This is a genomic window from Actinomadura sp. NBRC 104412, from assembly GCF_030269515.1.
Classification (GTDB): Bacteria; Actinomycetota; Actinomycetes; order Streptosporangiales; family Streptosporangiaceae; genus Spirillospora.
On sequence record NZ_BSTM01000024.1, the window covers coordinates 64,945 to 81,840 of the forward strand.

Below are 16,896 nucleotides of genomic sequence, written 5' to 3' on the forward strand. Positions count from 1 at the left end.
GGCCGTTCAGTGTTCCCGGACGCCGACCTTCGCTCCGAGCCTGTTGGCGACGGCCACGAGGACGACCAGTGCGAGGATCATCAGCACCCCGAGAGAGGCGAGCTCGGTGAACTGCCCGTTCTCCCATTGCTCCCAGATCAGGATGGACAGCACCTCGTTGCCCGGCGAGTACAGCAGGATGGAGCTGGACAGCTCGCGGATCGACACCATCACGATGTAGATCCAGCCGGCGAGCAGTCCGGGCATCAGCAGCGGCAGGTTGACCCGCCGGAACGTCTGCCACCAGCTCGCCCCGCTGCTGCGCGCCGACTCCTCCAGCTCACCGGAGATCTGGTACATCGACGATGAGGCGTACCGCATCCCGTACGGCATGTAGCGGGTGAAGTAGGCGATGAACAGGATCCAGATCGTGCCGTAGATCGGCACCGGGAAGCGCAGGTAGACGAACAGCAGCGCGACGCCCATCACCAGACCTGGGATGATCAGCGGCAGGAAGGTCAGGTTGTCCACCATCCAGCGGCCGGGGATCCTGGTCCGCACCACCGTCCAGGCGACGATCGCCATCAGGAACATCACCGCCGTGGCCGAGCCGATGCCCAGCAGGAAGGAGTTCTTGGCCGCCCCCAGCGCCTGGCTGTTGGTCAGCGTGTAGGCGTAGTTCTCCAGCGTGAAGGTCTCCAGGCTCTTCGCCGAGGGCATCGCGTAGTACGGCTGGAACGAGGCGTACACGAGGATCAGCGTCGGCATGGCGACGGCGATCAGGAAGTAGGCGAAGATCAGTGCGGTCGCCGGCCACCGCCACCTGCCGAGGTCCATCGGACGCGGCCGGAACCCCTTGCCGGTCACCGTCTGGTACGCCTTGCCCTTCCTCGACATCCGGGACTGCCAGAAGACGCCGACGGTCGTCAGCGCGAGCAGTGAGAGTGCGTACGCCCCGGCCTGGCCGTAGTCGGCGGGGTACTGGTTCAGCACCCGCCAGATCCGCGAGGTGAAGACCCAGGTGCCGTTCGGGATGCCGAGCAGCGCGGGCACCTCGAACGCCTCCAGCGCGCGCACCATCATGATGAGCACGGACGCGGCCAGCGCCGGCTTGGCCAGCGGCAGGCTGATCCGGCGCAGCACGGTGGGCAGCCGGGCGCCGCTCATCTGCGCCGACTCCTCGAGCGAGGGGTCCATGCTGCGGAACGCGGCGTACATCAGCAGGAACACCAGAGGGGAGAGGTGCAGCCCCTCGACGAAGATCATCCCCCAGATGCTGAACACGTTCAGCACGCCGGGCCCGAAGAGCGGCTCCAGCAGCTTGTTGAACAGCCCCACCCGCGGGCTGGCCAGGAAGATCCACGCGATCGTGTGCAGGATGCCCGGAATGATCAGTGGCACCAGGGACGCGGCGAAGATCAGGCCCTTGAACGGCACGTTGGTGCGCACCGTCAGGTACGCCAGCGTGGTGCCGATGGTCACCGACAGGAGCGTGGAGCCGATCGCGAAGGCGAAGGAGTTCACGACCATGGACGTCAGGCCGTAAGCCGAGTACGCCTCGGTGAAGAACCTGAAGGTGACCGACGTGCCGTCATAGAACGTGCCCCACAGCAGGTAGCCGAGCGGCACCAGCGCCAGATAGGCGACGAACGCGACGACGACGGCGATGATCAGCACCTGTGGGGTCAGCAACCTCCGCCAGCTCCAGCCGCGCGTCATGTGGTTCAGCCGAACCACCAGCCGAGTCCGCCCGGCTGTCGACATATCGGTCACGACAACTCCCTGGTCGTTGGTTCGTCGGTCGGACATCCCCCGCCGTTTGCGCTCATTCGTGCTGGCAGACCACGTCGACCAGCGCCGGCTGCCCGGTCGACATGACGATCTCCGCCGCGCGGCGTACCGCGCCCCGCACCTGCTCGGGGTCGTCGATCGGGCCCTCGCCGTACCATCCGAAGGACCGGGCGATGTTCGCGAAGTCCGGTGCCGGTCCGTCGATCTCCATGCCGAGGTAGGCGTTCTCCACCGGCGTGCCGCGATGCCGCGCGATCCGCTCCTGGTGCTCCCAGTCGTTGTAGTAGGCGCGGTTGTTGAACATGACCACCAGCATCGGGATCTTGTGGTAGGCCGCGACCCAGAGCGCGCCCGGGTCGAACATCAGATCGCCGTCCGGCTGTAGGTCGACCACCAGCTTCCCGCTGCCCTTGTGGGCCAGTGCGACGCCCAGGGAGATGGAGATCTGGGTCGCGGTGCCCAGACTCGCACCGGGGTGCCGGTAGGCCCTGTCGAAGTCCCAGATGCGCGGCGCCCAGCCCGAGGCGGTGCCGGCGGTGAGCACCCAGTCGTGCTCCTTGACCACTTCCCAGACCTCTTCGGCCAGCCGCGAGGTCGACACCGGGGACAGGTCCCTGTCGGCCTTGGCCTGGCGCCGCCAGCCCTCCCAGACCACCTCGTGACGGCCGGCCAGCACCGACCGCCGCTCCTCCCGCGCCGGACGACGCCCCGGATCGGCCCGCTCCAGTTCCCTGCACCGGTCGAGCAGCATCGGCAGCGCCACCGCGGAGTCGGCGGTGACCTGGAGATCGGTCGGGTGCAGCGCGGTGAAGTCGTGGGACCAGGAGGAGATCTCCAGATCGTTGAACCCGAGGTCGACGATCTTCGCGTCCGCGGGGATCCGGGTCCGGACCGACCGGGCCAGCCGGTCCAGTTCCTGGGTCGGCTTGCCGAAGTCCTTGACGTCGAGGAAGAACACCAGGTCGGCGTCCGAGAGCGCGTCGTCCGAGCCGGTCACGTTGAGCGGGTGCCGGTTGGGGAAGTTCAGCCTGATGCCCGTGTCGATGACACCCGCGCCGAGCAGCTCGGCCAGCTCGACGAGCTGGTCGAACGCCTTCGGGTCACGGCCGGCGTACCCGGGGATGATCACCGGTCGCCGCGCGTCGACCAGCATCCGCGCCAGGCGGTCCAGTGCCAGCGGGTCCGGGCCGATCCGGCTCGGCACCCGGTAACGCGCGGGATCGAGCGGTGGGATCTCCTCGGTGAGCTCGTCCTCCTGGAGCCCGGCGTCCAGGCAGATGTAGACCGGGCCGCGTGGTTCGCTCATCGCGATCCGGTAGCCGCGGGCGATGGTCTCCGGCACCGACCGCACGGTGGCGGGCTGATCGTCCCACTTGGTGTAGTCGCGGACCGCGTTGCCCTGCACGTTGGCGGTGTGGATCCAGTCGATGTTCGGCCGGCGCCGCTCCAGGGCCATCGGCCCGGTGCCGCCGAAGATCACCACCGGTGCCCGGTCCAGATAGGCGTAGTAGATCCCCATCGCGCCGTGCAGGAGGCCCACGACGTTGTGCAGGATCACCCCCATCGCCTCACCGGATGCCTTGGCGTACCCGTGCGCCAGGCCGACCGCCACCTTCTCGTGCGGGCACTCGATGATCTCCGGGCTGTTGCCGCCGTAGTTGACGATCGAATCGTGCAGGCCGCGGAAGGACGACCCGGGGTTGAGGCTCACGTAGCGCAGGCCATGCGCCTTCATCGCGTCGACCATCACGTCAGAGCCGTACCGAGCGGCGTCGTAGGCCATCTACGCTCCTTGTTCCCGACCTGTCACCCGATGTGCTGCGGCCCCCGAATTTGAACTAATGGTATAACCATTTTTCGGTCTGTCAATAGCTGGTGGCATAGACGAATCGGCGCCTGGCACGCGGTCCGCCTCGCCAGGGTCGGCGCCGCGCGGTCCCCCCGGACTCGGCATAACGGTATTACCACCCCATTTAGCGATCAATGCGTCAATGCATGGTCGCACCGCCGTCGACGACCAGCGTCTGGCCGGTGACGAAGGCGCCGTCCTCGGACAGGAAGAACACGACCGCGCCGACGACGTCGCCGGGCACCTGGACCCGGGCGAGCGCCCTGGCACCCACCCGGCGCCGGCGCAGCTCGAGAACCCGCTCGTCGGGCTCCTTCTCGCTGAGCGTGCTGCCCGGCGCGACGGCGTTCACCGTGATGCCGTACGCGCCGACCTCGCGGGCCAGGCTCCGGGTGAAGCCGAGCACACCGGCCTTCGAGGTGACGTAATGCAGACGGGACGGCGACCCGCTCAGCGCCGTCCCGGAGGAGATGTTGACGATCCGGCCCGAGCCCTGCCGGCGCATCGCCGGCAGCACGGCCCTGCACGTGAGGAACGTCCCGCGCAGGTTGACCGCCATCATCCGGTCCCACTCCTCGACGCCCAGCTCCCCGATGCCGACCCGGGACATCGGCACGGTGGCGAAGATCGCGGCGTTGTTCACCAGGCCGTCGACACGGCCGAACTCCGCCAGCGATCGTTCCACCATCCGTCCGACGCCGTCCTCGTCCGCCACATCGGTCGGCACGGCGAGCGCGGTCCCGCCCGCGTCGCCGATCTCCTCGCACACGGCCTCCGCGGCGGCGGCGTCGAGCTCGGCGATGGTCACGGCGGCCCCTTCGGCCGCCAGCCGGTGGCAGTAGGCCCTGCCGATCCCGTGCCCGCCGCCGGTGACGATGACGCAGCGCCCGGTCAAACGACCCACTTCGCCCTCCCCTCGACAGATGCCAGGCTGGACGTTCCGCGGCCGTACGGCCAGACACCGGAACCGAATGCTGAGACGGATCGGGCGGGCACCGCCCGTTCCTTGACACTGAATGGACATATGGACTAGCCATTAACTACCCGCACCGATGAGAAGGGGTTCCCGCATGGGCGAGGCAGAGATCCGCACCGTCGAGACCATCGGTCTGATCGGCTGGGGCCGGATGGGCGGGATGATGGGCACCTTCGCCGTCCGCGCCGGCTGGCCCGTCGTCGCGTACGACGCGTCCGAGGAGGCGCGGGCCGCCGCCGCGCAGGCGGGCGCCACGGTCGCCGGCGGGGTCGCCGAGGTGGCGGCGAGCAGCGACCTGGTGCTGCTGGTGGTGGTCGACGACACCCAGGTCAAGGAGGCCATCACCGGGCCGGACGGCATTCTGGGCAAGGCCCGCCCCGGCACCATCGTGGCGATCTGCCCGTCGGTGCGCCCGGACACCTGCACCGAGATGGCGCGGGTCGCGGCCGGGCACGGCGTCCATGTCATCGACGTCGCCCTGGTCGGCGGCGAGCGCGGCGCGGAGGCGGGCGCTCTCAAGCTGATGTGCGGCGGGCCGTCGCACGTGGTCGACGCCTGTCTCAAGGCGTTCGCCGCGTTCGCCATCAACGTCTGCCACGTCGGCGACGTCGGTGCCGGCCAGGTCGCCAAGACCGCGAACAACCTGCTGCTGTGGAGCTGTATCCGCGCCAACTACGAGGCGCTGACACTCGCCAGGAAGCTCGGTGTGGATCCCGGCAAGCTGCGGGCCTTCCTCAGCATCGGCAGCGGCGCCAACCGTCCGCTGGAGGAATGGGGCGCGCAGCGGCTGCGGTGGCCCAAGAAGGACCTCGAGGTCGCGCTGGCCCTGGCCGAGGACGCGGGCGTCCACCTGCCGATGATCGAGGCGCTGCAACCGCTGATCGGCGAGCTGACCGTCGAGGACCTTGCCGACCTTCGCTGAACGCCCGACCTTCGCTGAACGGCCGACCTGGCTGAACGCCCGCGCCGGCGCCCCCACGGCGGCGGCGCGTCAGCCGGCGGGCGAGGCGTAGAGCGAGCCGCCGTCGACGATCAGGTCGGCGGCGGTGATGAAACCCGCCTCGGCGGAGCAGAGGAAGGCGACGGCATCGGCGATATCGGCCGGAACGGCGCCGCGGCCGAGCAGGTTCTCCCGCTTGCGGTCGGTGGGCTCCACATCCTCGCCGACGGGAGAGCCGACCTTGTTCGGCGTGACCGTGTTGACGCGGATCCCGTGCTCGCCGAGCTGCACCGCCAGCGACCGGGTCAGGGTGATGATCGCGCCCTTGGCCGCCGAGTACGCCGTCGCGTTGCGGCGGCCGCGGTGCCCGGAGGTCGAGCCGATGTTGACGATCACGCCACCGCGGCCCTGGGCGACCAGCCGCCTGCCGACGTACTTCGCGCACAGGAAGACCGAGTCCAGCGACACCGCCAGGACCCTGCTCCACACCTCCTCCTCCAGATCGAGGACGGTCGTCCCGCGGTCGGTGATCGCGACGCCGTTCACCAGGATGTCCACGCCGCCGAAGGTGTCGACCACCTCCGCCACCATCCGCTGGACGTCGGCCGCCGACGAGACGTCGCATCGCACGTAGTGCCCGGCACCCGGCCGGATCGCGCACAGCTCGGCGGCCACCGACGCCCCGCGGCCGGCGTCCATGTCGACGACCGCGACCCGGGCGCCCTCGCCGGCCAGCCGGTGGCAGATCGCCCGGCCCACGTTGCGTCCGCCGCCGGTGACGATCGCGACCTTGTCCTCGAACCTCATGCGGTCTGTTCCCTTCGATGATCAACAGGACGGCGCTGTCAGCCGGCGCGCAGGGCGGCGGTGGCCTCGGCGTCGACGTCCCAGGTGTGGCCGGCGCGGACCACCACCACGCCGTATGCCGAACGCGCGGACTCGGGCGTGACGTAGCCGTTGCGCACGTCGTCCAGCACCCGCTCGACCTCGCGCTCGCGCGGGTCGCCGTAGCCACCGGCCCCGCTCATCTCCCGCCTCAGCACATCGCCCGCGCGCAGCCGGACGTTCCCGTCCCGCGCCGACACGTGGCGCTCATCGGCACGGCCCGGGTTCACGATGGTCGCGCCGCCGCCGCCGGGAAGACCCCCCTCGCGCCCGGCCGGAGGCGTCAGCAGATGCCCGCCGCGACCGGAGAACTGGCCGTCACCGAGCATCCGGTACTCCCGCACATAGGCCAGGCCGCCGCGGAACCGGCCCGCTCCCCCGGAGTCCGGCACCAGCTCGAACCGCACCAGCTCCACCGGGAACTCCGACTCCAGGATCTCCACCGGCGTGATCGTGCCGTTGGCGACATGGGCCTTCGACGCGGACACCCCGTCGGCGTCCGCGCGGGCGCCGACGGCACCCGCCGGCAGTTCGTACTGCACACGCGGGTAGGGCTCCCCCGGCAGGAAGTGCGACAGGGTGCCGGACACGCCGCGGCTGCTCTCGCCGATCCTCGCCCGCGGCAGCACCGGGCCGAGCGCGTCGAAGATCGCCTCGGCCACCACGTTGGCGATCGGCATATAGGTGTTCACCGGCGCGGGCATCACCGGCGACAGCACCGAGCCGTCGCGGGTGATCGTCTCCACCGCCAGTGTCAGCCCGTGGTTGGACGGCAGCTCGGGATCGATCAGGCACTTCAGCGCGTAGCTGCACACGGCCCGCACCAGCGGCGGCCTGATGTTGTACGGCCCGGCCACCTGGTCGTCGGACGCGGAGAAGTCGAACGTCGCCCGGTCCCCGTCGACGGTGACCGTCACCCGGACGGCGACCGGCCTGCCGCCCTCCAGTCCCTCGCTGTGCAGGGCCGCGTAGCCCTCGTAGGAACCGTCGGGCCAGCTCGCGATCGCCGCCCGCGACCGGCGTTCGGTCAGCAGGTAGAGCCGCTCGGCGGCGGACGCCACCGTCGACGTGCCGTGCTTCGCGCACAGGTCGCGCACCCGCTCCGCGCCGAGCCGGGTCGCGCCCACCTGGCCCTGGAGGTCACCGATCACCAGGTCCGGTGTCCGGCTGTTCGCCCGCAGGATCGTCTCCACCTCGCGCACCGGCTCGCCGCGTTGGTGGAAGCGCACCGGCGGCACCATCAGGCCCTCGTGGAAGATCTCCCGTGCCTGGCCCGAACTCGAGCCCGGCACCAGGCCACCGATGTCGCTCTTGTGCGCGATGCTCGCGGAGAACCCGAACAGGCCGCCGTCGATCACGATCGGCGACAGGATCGCCATGTCGGGCGCGTGCGGGCTGCCGCCCCAGTAAGGGTGGTTCACCAGGTACGCGTCGCCATCGGACAGCTCGTCGGCCGAGTAGAACGACAGCAGGCCCTCGACGCACGCGGGGAACGCGCCGAGGTGCAGCGGCAGCACCGTGAACTGCGACAGCACCCTTCCGGCCGGGTCGAGGATCGCGCAACTGGCGTCCCGGGACTCACGGATGATGGTCGAGTACCCCGTACAGAACAGGGAGTTCTGCATCTCCTGGACGATGCCGGCCAGGCTCTGGCCGACCACCTCGACGGTGATCGCGTCGACGGCGGGCACGGTGTTCCGGGTCATTCGGCAAGCTCCACGATGAGGTTTCCGATCGGGTCGACGGTGACCACCTGCTCGGGGCAGACCACCGTGGTGGCGTCGTACTGGTCGACCAGGGCTGGCCCGGCGAAACGATGCCCGGCGCGCAGCCTGTGCCTGTCATAGACCGGCACGTCGACCATCCCGCCGGCGCCGGCGAAGTACGCGCGCCGGGTGCCGGCCAGGGCCGCCTCGACCGGGCCGTCCGCCTCGTCCAGCCGGGCGAGTTCCACCTTCGGCACCACGCCGATCGCCTCCAGCCGGTAGTTCACGACCTCGACCGGCTGCCCGGGCGCGGCATGCCCGTGGCAGGAGCGGTGGATGTCGTCGAAGCGCGAGCGGTACCGGGCCAGGTCGCCGTCGGCGAGCGGGACGGAGTCCACCGGCACCGGGTTCTCGTATCCCTGGCCGGCGTAACGCATGTCGAGGAAGTACCGGAACCGCATCTGCTCCGGCGCGAACCCCTCCTCGGCGAGCTGCTCGGCGGCCGGTCCCCGCAACCACTCGAACAGGTCGGTGACCTCGTCGGCGGACAGCCGCTCGATGTCGGTCAACCGGCTGCGAACGTGGTCGTGCTTCACGTTCGACATCAGCAGCCCGAGCGCGGAGGTGGCACCCGGCGCGGGCGGGACCAGCAGCCGCGGCACGCCGAGGTCGACGGCGATCCGGCCGGCATGCAGAGGCCCCGCGCCGCCGAACGGCACCAGGGTGAACTCGCGCAGGTCGAAGCCCCGCTCGGTGGAGATCGCCTTGATCGCCTCGCCCATCTTCACGTTGACGATCTCGATGATCCCGTCGGCGGCGCGCAGCAGGTCCAGGCCCAGCGGTTCGGCCACCCTGGTGCGGATCGCGGTCTCGGCCAGGTCGCGGTCCAGGCTCATCGCCCCGCCGAGGATCTCGGTGGGGTTGAGGTAGCCGAGGACGACGTTCGCGTCGGTGACCGTGGCCTGGTCGCCACCGCGCCCGTAGCAGGCCGGCCCGGGGACCGCGCCGGCGCTGTGCGGCCCGACGTGCAGCGCGCCGTGGGCGTCGACGGTGGCCACCGTCCCGCCGCCCGCGCTGACGGTGTTGATGTCCAGCATCGGCAGCGCGATGTCGCGTCCGCCGATCTTGTTGCGGTCGCTGATCAGCGGTTCGCCGTTCTGGATCAACGCGACGTCGCAGCTCGTGCCGCCCATGTCGAAGGTGACGATGTCGTCGATCCCCGCCGCGGCGGCCAGCGCGCTGCCCGCGGTCACACCCCCGGCCGGTCCGGACAGGATCGTCCCCACCGCACGCGCCGAGGTGCTCTTGAACGGCGCCGAGCCGCCGTTGGACTGCATCGTGAACCGGCTCGCCGGGGCCACCTTGAGCTCGTCCAGCCGGTCGCCGAGCTGCTCGACGTACCGGCCGAGAACGGCCGAGACATAGGCGTTCACCACCACCGTGCTCAGCCGGTAGTACTCGCGGATCTGCGGCAGCAGGTCACTGGAGGTGGAGATCCACCACTCCGGATGTGCCTCGCGGAAGGCCCGCGCCACCCGCTGTTCGTGGTCGGGGCACATGAACGAGAACAGCAGGCAGATCGCCACCGACTCGACCCGCTCGGCCTCGAGCACCGCGATGGCGTCCCGTACGGACTGCTCGTCGAGCTCCACCCGCACCTGGCCCTGGGCCCCGATCCGCTCGGTGATCTCGACCGTGCGCGAGGGCGGCGCCAGCGGTGCGGGCTTGCTGTAGCCGAGGTCGAACACCGCCGGACCGTACGGCCGGCTCTGCTCGGCGGTCTCGTAGATCCCGCGGAAACCCGCCGTCACCGCGAGCCCCACCCGGGCCCCGCGCTCCTCCAGCAACGCGTTGGTCGCCACCGTCGTGCCGTGGGAGAAGAATCCGATCTGCTCCGGCCGGACGCCCTGCTCCCGCAGCAGCTCCAGCCCGTCCAGCACCGCCCGGCCCGGGTCGTCGGGCGTGGACGGCACCTTGAGAATCCGGTACGTGCCGGTCTCCTCGTCGAACACGACGAAGTCCGAGAACGTACCGCCCGTGTCGACGGTCACCCGATAGCGCGACAAACGTCCTCCTCATGGTCCTGGCCATTTCCGCATCCCGCCCGCGGGACGGCCACTGGCGCGCGCCGCGGGCTCACCGGCGACCCGCCACCGTGCCGAGCCGGGTGACCTTCTCGAACGCGTCCTGCCAGCGCTTGGACTCGGCGACGTACCGCTTCAGGTCGATCACCTTGACCTTGCTCATGTCGAGCTTCGACATGTCCTTGCGGGCCGGGTCGATGTGGGCGTCGACGAAGATCTGCTGCCCGCCGTCCCTGGCCAGCAGCCAGTCCATCAGCAGCAGCGCGCCGGCGGGGTTGGGCGCGTTCTTCACCACGCCGGCGCCCTGGGTACGGACGATCGCCGGGCTCACCGTCGGCTTCCAGGCGAGCGGCAGACCGGCCTCCATCGACTCCTCGGTCATGTACGTCGGCAACGCCGCCACGGCGCCGTACTCACCGACGCCCAGCAGCTCGCGCATCGTCGAATGACCGCTGACCATGACCGTGCCCTGGGCGATGTCCCGCCACAGCGTGTCCACCTCTGCCTGCGACTTGCCCTGCTGCAGCCAGTACTCCGACAGGGTCATGTACCAGTCGGAGTTGTTGGGCTCCATCGCCAGCCGGCCGTTCCACTTGGGGTCGGCGAGCTCCTCCCAGGTCTTCGGAGGGCTGGTCACCTGCTTGGTGTTCCAGGCCGGTTCGTAGACCTGGAACCTCGTGCCGGTCCAGGTCGTGAACGGTTTGGCCGCGTCGTGCAGCGCCTGCCGTTCCGGCGAGTCGTAGACCGCGAGCACGCCCTGATTGCCGAGCTCCACCAGCTCCGTGCCGCCGCTCTCCACCACGTCCGCGCCCGGCTTGCGGGCCATGGCCTCCTGCACCAGCCGCCGGCTGATCGCCTCGGTCGAGGCCCGGTAGACCGTCAGCTTCAGCCCGTAGCGCTGCTGGAACCGCTTCTGGACCTCGGCGGCCACCTTGTTGGTGAGTGCGGTGTAGATGCTGACCGTACCGCCGTCGTCCTTGGCGAGCCGCACGAGCTTGTCGGCACGCCGCTCGCCCCGCAGGCCCTTCACCTGGTCGAGCACCGCGGCGAGCCTCTCATCGGCCGTGCCGCCGCCGGTAGGGCTGGAGGTCGGTGTACCGCCACAGGCCATGAGAACGCCGGCGAGCAGGCAGATACAGAGCAAGGACAGGGGCTTTCTCATCGGTTCTCCTCGACAGGGGCCGGCACTGGACCGCGTCGCAGCCGGTGCCGATCGCGGTGGCCAGCAGCGCGTTCTGGTTCAGATGGCTGTGCGCCGCCCGGGACGGCCCGACGCACACCGCGCGGTCGGCGAGCCGGGCCGGAAGGCCGTCCCTGTCGGCCTCGGAGACCGCGGCCACGGTCTCGATGCCGAGCTCGCGGCAGGCCCGGATCACCCGGACCGCGATCTCACCGCGGTTCGCGACCAGGAGACGGCGCAGGCTCACTCGCCCGCCTCCGGCCTGATCTCCATCAGCGGCTGGCCGAACTCGACGAACTCCTCGTTGGCGACCAGGATCCGCACCACCTCACCGCGCACTCCGGCCTGGACGCCGTTGAACATCTTCATGACCTCGATCAGCCCGACCGTGTCCTCCGCCTCGACCCGGCCGCCGACCTCGACGTACGGCGGCGCGCCCGGTTCGGGGGCCGCGAAGAACACCCCGACCACGGGGGCCGTCACGACTGCGACCTCGCCCGCGGGCGCGGTCGCCGGACCGGCGGGAGGATCCGGCTCCGGCGCCGCGACCGCAGGCGAGGTGGCCGAGCCGGCGGGAGGTTCCGGCTCCGCCGCCGCGGCCGATCCGGGCCCGGCGGTCCGTGGCACGGCGGCGGGAGGCGATTGGCCGCCGGTGCCGGTGCGGTCGGCGACCAGGTGCAGGTCACCGAGGCGCAGCTCGAGGAACTCGATGTCCTCGTGCTCGTCCACCAGGTCCAGGATCAGCCGGACGTCGTCGTGCGTCAGGTCCATCGGCCGGGGCTCCTCATCGTCCGGACTTGCGGATCGTCAGTGACATCCCGGGCTTGGCGACCGTCACCAGCCGCGGCCTCGGCCGCGCGGCGAGCTCGCGGATCAGCCGGATCAGCGGTGTGTCGCCGGCGGTGTCGGGTGGCGCGTCGCGCAGCACGTCGAGCGCGTCATCGCCGACGATCGCCCGCAGGATCAGGTCCTCGTCGGAGATGCCCCGGCCGTATCTGGCCCGCAGCTCCTTGAGCGTGGGATCGGGCCGCCGCATGCGGGCGATCTCCCGGGCCCGCGGGCGGTCGAGGATCCTGTCCCGGACGTCCGGCGCCATCGCCCCGATCGCCTCCGCGCCGCCGTGCCACCCCAGCGCGTACTCGATGGCCGCGTCGGTCACCTGGCGGTAGCGCTCGCCCACGATCACGTTGATGGCCGCCTGGGTGCCGACGAACTGCGACAGCGGGGTGACCATGATCGGGTAGCCGAAGTCGGCCCGGACCCGGCCCGTCTCCTCCAGCGTCTCCTCCAGCCGGTCGCCGACGCCGGCCTGCTCCAGTTGGTGCCGGAGGTTCGAGATCATGCCGCCGGGCACCTGGTGGGCGTAAAGGCGCTCGTCGTACTCGTGCGGCACGCCCACGGGAAGACCCTCCCGACGGGCGATCTCGGTGAACAGCGCGGTCACCTCGCGCAGCGGCGCCTCGTCGACGAGCGGGTCGTAGCCGAGCGCCCGCAGGTTGGCCGCCACGTTGTGGATCGACGGCTGCGAGCTGCCGTTCGCCAGCGGCGGCACCGCCGTGTGCACGTACCCCACTCCGGCCTTGACCGCCTCGATCGCGTTCAGCGGTCCCAGGCCGTTGTTGCAGTGCCCGTGGAACTCCCACTCGATGTCGCCGGTCACCGCCATCATCTTCGGCAGCAGTTCCCGGGTGCGCTCCGGGGTGAGCAGGCCGCCGACGTCCTTGAAGCACAGCCGCCACGGCTTGAGGGCCGCCGCCTCCCGGGCCTTGGTCACGAAGTACTCGTCGGTATGCCGCGGCGAGACCGAGTACATGACGTTGACCACCGAGGTCATCCCGATGTCGTCGAGCCGCTTGACGTCCTGCGCGACCCTGGTGAAGTCGTTCCAGTTGTCGCCGGTGCGGGTGTAGCGGATGCCGAGCTCGACGGCCTTGGCGAACAGCAGGGTGCCCACCTCGATCGGCACCCTGCCGCTCATGGTCGACCCCGAGATGTGCCCGTGCCAGCGCAGCCGGGTATGACGGGCCAGCCGGGCGCCGGTGTGGATCCAGTCCCACGGGTTCTCCCGCAGGTGCCGGACGAACTTCTTCAGGCGGCTGCCCGGTGCGAGGAACTCCATCTGGTCGAAGCCGGCCTGGTCCAGCAGCGGCATCGCCGGTGCCATGTGCCGGGTCCGCATGTTCATGGCCCACAGGCTGGCCTGGCCGTCGCGGATCGTGGTGTCGACGAACCTGACCTGCCTCATCGCCCCGCCCCCGGGACCGGCGAAAAGACCTCGTCGGTGTGCTCACCGAGGTACGGCGCGCGGCGCACCGGCGGGAGCACCGCGCCGTCGAAGGCCACGGGAGGCCGGATCCGCGGCATCGGCCCGATGCCCGGCTCGTCGACCGTGTCGATGATCCCCAGGTGCCGCAGTTGCTCGTCGGCGAGCGCCTCGCCGATCCCGTTCACGGGCGCGCACGGCACCTGATGGTCCCGCAGGATCGCCAGCCAGGTGTCACGGTCCCTGGTCCGGAAGATCGGCGCGAGCTCGGCGTGCAGTTCGTCGTAGCGGGCGCGCCGGTCCGGCCGGGTGGCGAACCGCGGGTCGGCCGGCAGGTCGGGCCGGCCGACCGCGGCGCACAGTCCTTCCCAGAACTTGGCCGGGGACGACAGGTGGATGAGCAGGGCGCGGCCGTCCGAGGTCAGGAACGCGTGGCACCCGGACCCGTGCGGCCGGGTGTACGGCCCCTCTTCGCGGCCCTCGACCACCTTCTTGGCGACCGCCGAGTGCAGGAAGTGGGTGAGCGCGCCGAGCATGCTCACATCCAGGTGCCGGCCCCGCCCGCTGCGGCCGCGCTCGTGCAGCGCGGCCAGTATCGCGAACGCCGCGGTGTGCCCGGTGATGGCGTCGGCCAGGGCCGGTCCGCGCATCCGGGGGTCGCCGGGGTCCAGCAGCAGCCCGGCCATCCCGCTGTATCCGAGCGCGACGCCGTCGTACGCCGGCAGACCGGCGTACGGGCCGTCACCGCCGAAGCCGGTGATGCTGCAGTGGACCAGCCGTGGATTGTGGTCGCGGAGGACATCGTGTCCGAGCCCGAGGCGCGCCATCACCCCCGGCCGGAAGTTCTCCACCAGGACATCGGCGTCGGCGGCCAGCTCCAGCAGCCCCTCGCGGCCCGCTTCGGATTTCAGGTCGAGCACCACCGACCGCTTGCCGCGGTTGAAGGCGACGAAGGTGGCGTTCAGCCCGCCGGACTCCCAGGCCCGGAACGGGTCGCCCCTCTCGGGCGGCTCGACCTTGACCACGTCGGCGCCCATCTCGGCCAGCAGCACCGCCGCGCACGGACCGGAGATGTACTGCCCGAGATCGAGAACGCGGATGTCGTCCAGCGGCAACGCGGGGGCTTCTCGCGGCTCAGGCACCCGCGGGCCTCCCCTGCTCGTCGAGACCGAACACCCGCCGCGCGTTGTCCACCATCACCTTGCGGCGGACCTCCTCCTTCAGATCCAAGTCGGCGAACTCCTTCAGCCAGCGGTCGACGGGAAGCGACGGAGCGTCCGAGCCGAACAGCGCCTTGTCCTGCAGCAGGCTGTTGATCTGCTGCACCAGTTCGGCCGGGAAGTACTTCGGCGCCCAGCCGGACAGGTCGATGTAGAAGTTGGCCTTGTGCCGGGCGATCGCCAGGCTCTCGGCGGTCCACGGCCATGACGGGTGGGCGCTGATGATCTTCAGGTCCGGGAAGTCGGCCGCCACGTCGTCGAGATGCAGCGGCTGGGTGTACTTGAGCTTCACCCCGCGTCCGCCCGGGCGGCCCGATCCTGCGGCGGCGTAGCCGCTGTGGAACAGCACCGGCAGGCCGAGCTGCTCGGCCTCCTCCCACAGCGGGTAGAAGCGCCGGTCGTTCGGATAGAAGTGCTGCCGCGCCGGGTTGAACTCGCCGACGCCGTGCAACCCGAGTTCGGCGATCCGGCGGATCTCCCTGCGGGCCAGCTCACCCTGCCACGGGTCGACGATGCCGAAGCCGAGGAAGACGTCGGGATGCTCGGCGACCGTCTCGGCGACGAAGTCGTTCGGGATCGGCGGGATGCCCGTGATCGTCTCGTCGGTGCCGTTCATCAGCACCGCCATCATCCGCCGGGCCCGGTACTGCTCGGCCTGCTCGGCGACCGGCAGGCCGGTCGCCTCCCGCTTGAAGTACCGGGCGCGTTCCTCGAACCGGCGCTGTGCCTCCTCGCCCCGGAGCCTGCGGGCCCGTTCGTCGTGGATGTGGACGTGAACGTCGATGCCTTCGAGCCGCCGCCCCATCAGTCGCCCTTGATCGTGGCGTCGCGGGTCACGTCCTCGTACAGCGCCTTCCACTTCTTCTCGTTGTCCAGCAGGTCGTCGAGGTCGACGTTGATGATCTTGTACTGCGTCGGGATACCGCCCGGCGCGTTCCGGTTCGCCGGGGTGCGATGGAAGCTCGCGATCTGCGCCTGCGCGTCCTCGACCATGTACTCGACGAACAGCAGGGCGGTGGCGGGCCGGTCGGTGGCGACGTTGATGCCGATGCCGTTCGCGCGCACGATCAGCGGCTGCACCGGCGCCGGCTTGTCCCAGGCGATCGGCGCGCCCTCGTCGATGCGCTGCAGCGTGTTGTGCAGGTAGAGGGACGGGGCGATCCCGAACTCGCCGCTGGCCAGCAGCTCGTTCTGCACGGTGTGGCCGTCGACGCCGTACGCGCCCTTGGCGGCCTGACGGATCACGTCGACCGCCGCCTGCTCGGTCATCCCCTTCTGCTTGACGAAGTACTCCTGCACCAGGGTGGCGAACCAGTCGAAGTCACCGACCTCGAGCGACAGCTTGCCCTTGAACCTGCTCCCGAGCAGTTCCTCCCACGTCTTCGGAGGGTCGGTCACCTGCTCGGTGTTCCACCCGCCGATGAAGACGTTGAGGTAGTTCGACACCCAGGTGGGCTGGACGAACGCCAGATCCTTGGCGACCCCCACCTCGATGGGAGCGAGGACGCCCGCCCGGTCCAGCATCTCGATCTCGGTGCCGTTCATCGACACCACATCGGCCCCGTTCTGGAACCTGGCCCTCGTCTCCTGGAGGACCCGTTGCACCACCGTCGTGCCGGTCGCGCGGTACAGCTCCTGCTTGATGCCGTACTTCTTCTCGAAGGCGGCGGCGATCGGCCGCGAGTTGTCGAGGTTCATCGTGGTGTACTGGTTGAACGGCCTGCCGCTGGTCTTGTCCTCGGCCTTGGCCAGCTCGACGAGCTTGGCCCGCCGCTCCGCGCCCGTCAGCCCCTTGACCTGGGCCAGCACCTTCTCCAAGCCCTCGGACCTGCCGGGCTTGGCCGCGTTCTGGCCGCCGGACTGCGCCGTCGGCGAGCCGCCGCAGCCCGCCAGGGCGAGCATGACGACGGCGGCCGTGGCGAGACCGACGCGGCTTCGGGATCTGTGCTTCATGGGGGGTCCTTCGGCTGGTTGCGGCTGACTACCGTCGGTTCGCGGGCCGGATCTTTAAGGCAGAATGGTA

General features: G+C 70.4%; 14 protein-coding genes. 1 reads left to right on the plus strand and 13 read right to left on the minus strand.

All coding sequences use genetic code 11. The annotated features are described in order from the left end of the window. Nucleotides 1-6: 6 nt before the first annotated feature. The 3 genes from QSK21_RS26030 to QSK21_RS26040 all read right to left on the minus strand — a co-directional run bounded on the left by QSK21_RS26030 (nucleotide 7) and on the right by QSK21_RS26040 (nucleotide 4,523). On the minus strand, nucleotides 7-1,698 hold the full coding sequence (locus QSK21_RS26030) for an ABC transporter permease (RefSeq protein WP_285699679.1): 1,692 nt from the start codon (nucleotides 1,696-1,698) through the stop codon (nucleotides 7-9). A 106-nt stretch (nucleotides 1,699-1,804) separates the two neighbouring features. Beyond that, nucleotides 1,805-3,553: a thiamine pyrophosphate-binding protein gene (locus QSK21_RS26035; RefSeq protein WP_285699681.1), complete on the minus strand. Its 1,749-nt coding sequence runs from the start codon at nucleotides 3,551-3,553 to the stop codon at nucleotides 1,805-1,807. A gap of 205 nt (nucleotides 3,554-3,758) precedes the next feature. Further along, nucleotides 3,759-4,523, minus strand: a complete 765-nt coding sequence (locus QSK21_RS26040) for an SDR family NAD(P)-dependent oxidoreductase (RefSeq protein WP_285699683.1) — start codon at nucleotides 4,521-4,523, stop codon at nucleotides 3,759-3,761. Nucleotides 4,524-4,689: 166 nt separating this feature from the next. Here QSK21_RS26040 and QSK21_RS26045 point away from each other — a divergent pair, with 166 nt between their 5' ends. Beyond that, nucleotides 4,690-5,517 (plus strand): NAD(P)-dependent oxidoreductase, encoded by an 828-nt coding sequence (locus QSK21_RS26045; protein ID WP_285699684.1) that lies wholly within the window; start codon nucleotides 4,690-4,692, stop codon nucleotides 5,515-5,517. Nucleotides 5,518-5,586: 69 nt separating this feature from the next. On the opposite strand, the gene QSK21_RS26050 is transcribed toward QSK21_RS26045, so the two are convergent. The 10 genes from QSK21_RS26050 to QSK21_RS26095 all read right to left on the minus strand — a co-directional run bounded on the left by QSK21_RS26050 (nucleotide 5,587) and on the right by QSK21_RS26095 (nucleotide 16,826). Beyond that, nucleotides 5,587-6,342 carry an SDR family NAD(P)-dependent oxidoreductase gene (locus QSK21_RS26050; protein WP_285699685.1) on the minus strand — a complete coding sequence of 252 codons (756 nt, stop codon included), beginning with the start codon at nucleotides 6,340-6,342 and terminating at the stop codon, nucleotides 5,587-5,589. Nucleotides 6,343-6,380: 38 nt separating this feature from the next. Continuing rightward, nucleotides 6,381-8,126 carry a hydantoinase B/oxoprolinase family protein gene (locus tag QSK21_RS26055; protein WP_285699687.1) on the minus strand — a complete coding sequence of 582 codons (1,746 nt, stop codon included), beginning with the start codon at nucleotides 8,124-8,126 and terminating at the stop codon, nucleotides 6,381-6,383. Continuing rightward, on the minus strand, nucleotides 8,123-10,192 hold the full coding sequence (locus QSK21_RS26060) for a hydantoinase/oxoprolinase family protein (protein WP_285699689.1): 2,070 nt from the start codon (nucleotides 10,190-10,192) through the stop codon (nucleotides 8,123-8,125). Before QSK21_RS26060 ends, QSK21_RS26055 begins: the two co-directional genes overlap by 4 nt. A gap of 70 nt (nucleotides 10,193-10,262) precedes the next feature. Then, complete coding sequence (locus QSK21_RS26065) at nucleotides 10,263-11,252, minus strand: ABC transporter substrate-binding protein (protein WP_285699690.1); 990 nt, start codon at nucleotides 11,250-11,252, stop codon at nucleotides 10,263-10,265. Nucleotides 11,253-11,265: 13 nt separating this feature from the next. Continuing rightward, entirely contained in the window at nucleotides 11,266-11,637 is a 372-nt protein-coding gene (locus tag QSK21_RS26070; protein WP_285699692.1) for a biotin carboxylase N-terminal domain-containing protein, read from the minus strand. Beyond that, nucleotides 11,634-12,161 (minus strand): acetyl-CoA carboxylase biotin carboxyl carrier protein, encoded by a 528-nt coding sequence (locus QSK21_RS26075; RefSeq protein WP_285699694.1) that lies wholly within the window; start codon nucleotides 12,159-12,161, stop codon nucleotides 11,634-11,636. The genes QSK21_RS26070 and QSK21_RS26075 overlap by 4 nt, the downstream gene beginning before the upstream one ends. A 13-nt stretch (nucleotides 12,162-12,174) precedes the next feature. Further along, complete coding sequence (locus QSK21_RS26080; protein WP_285699695.1) at nucleotides 12,175-13,635, minus strand: hydroxymethylglutaryl-CoA lyase-like TIM-barrel protein; 1,461 nt, start codon at nucleotides 13,633-13,635, stop codon at nucleotides 12,175-12,177. Further along, entirely contained in the window at nucleotides 13,632-14,795 is a 1,164-nt protein-coding gene (locus QSK21_RS26085) for a CaiB/BaiF CoA transferase family protein (RefSeq protein ID WP_285699696.1), read from the minus strand. The genes QSK21_RS26080 and QSK21_RS26085 overlap by 4 nt, the downstream gene beginning before the upstream one ends. Continuing rightward, on the minus strand, nucleotides 14,788-15,678 hold the full coding sequence (locus QSK21_RS26090) for an amidohydrolase family protein (protein WP_285699697.1): 891 nt from the start codon (nucleotides 15,676-15,678) through the stop codon (nucleotides 14,788-14,790). Before QSK21_RS26090 ends, QSK21_RS26085 begins: the two co-directional genes overlap by 8 nt. Next, nucleotides 15,678-16,826 carry an ABC transporter substrate-binding protein gene (locus QSK21_RS26095; RefSeq protein WP_285699698.1) on the minus strand — a complete coding sequence of 383 codons (1,149 nt, stop codon included), beginning with the start codon at nucleotides 16,824-16,826 and terminating at the stop codon, nucleotides 15,678-15,680. Before QSK21_RS26095 ends, QSK21_RS26090 begins: the two co-directional genes overlap by 1 nt. Nucleotides 16,827-16,896: the final 70 nt, after the last annotated feature.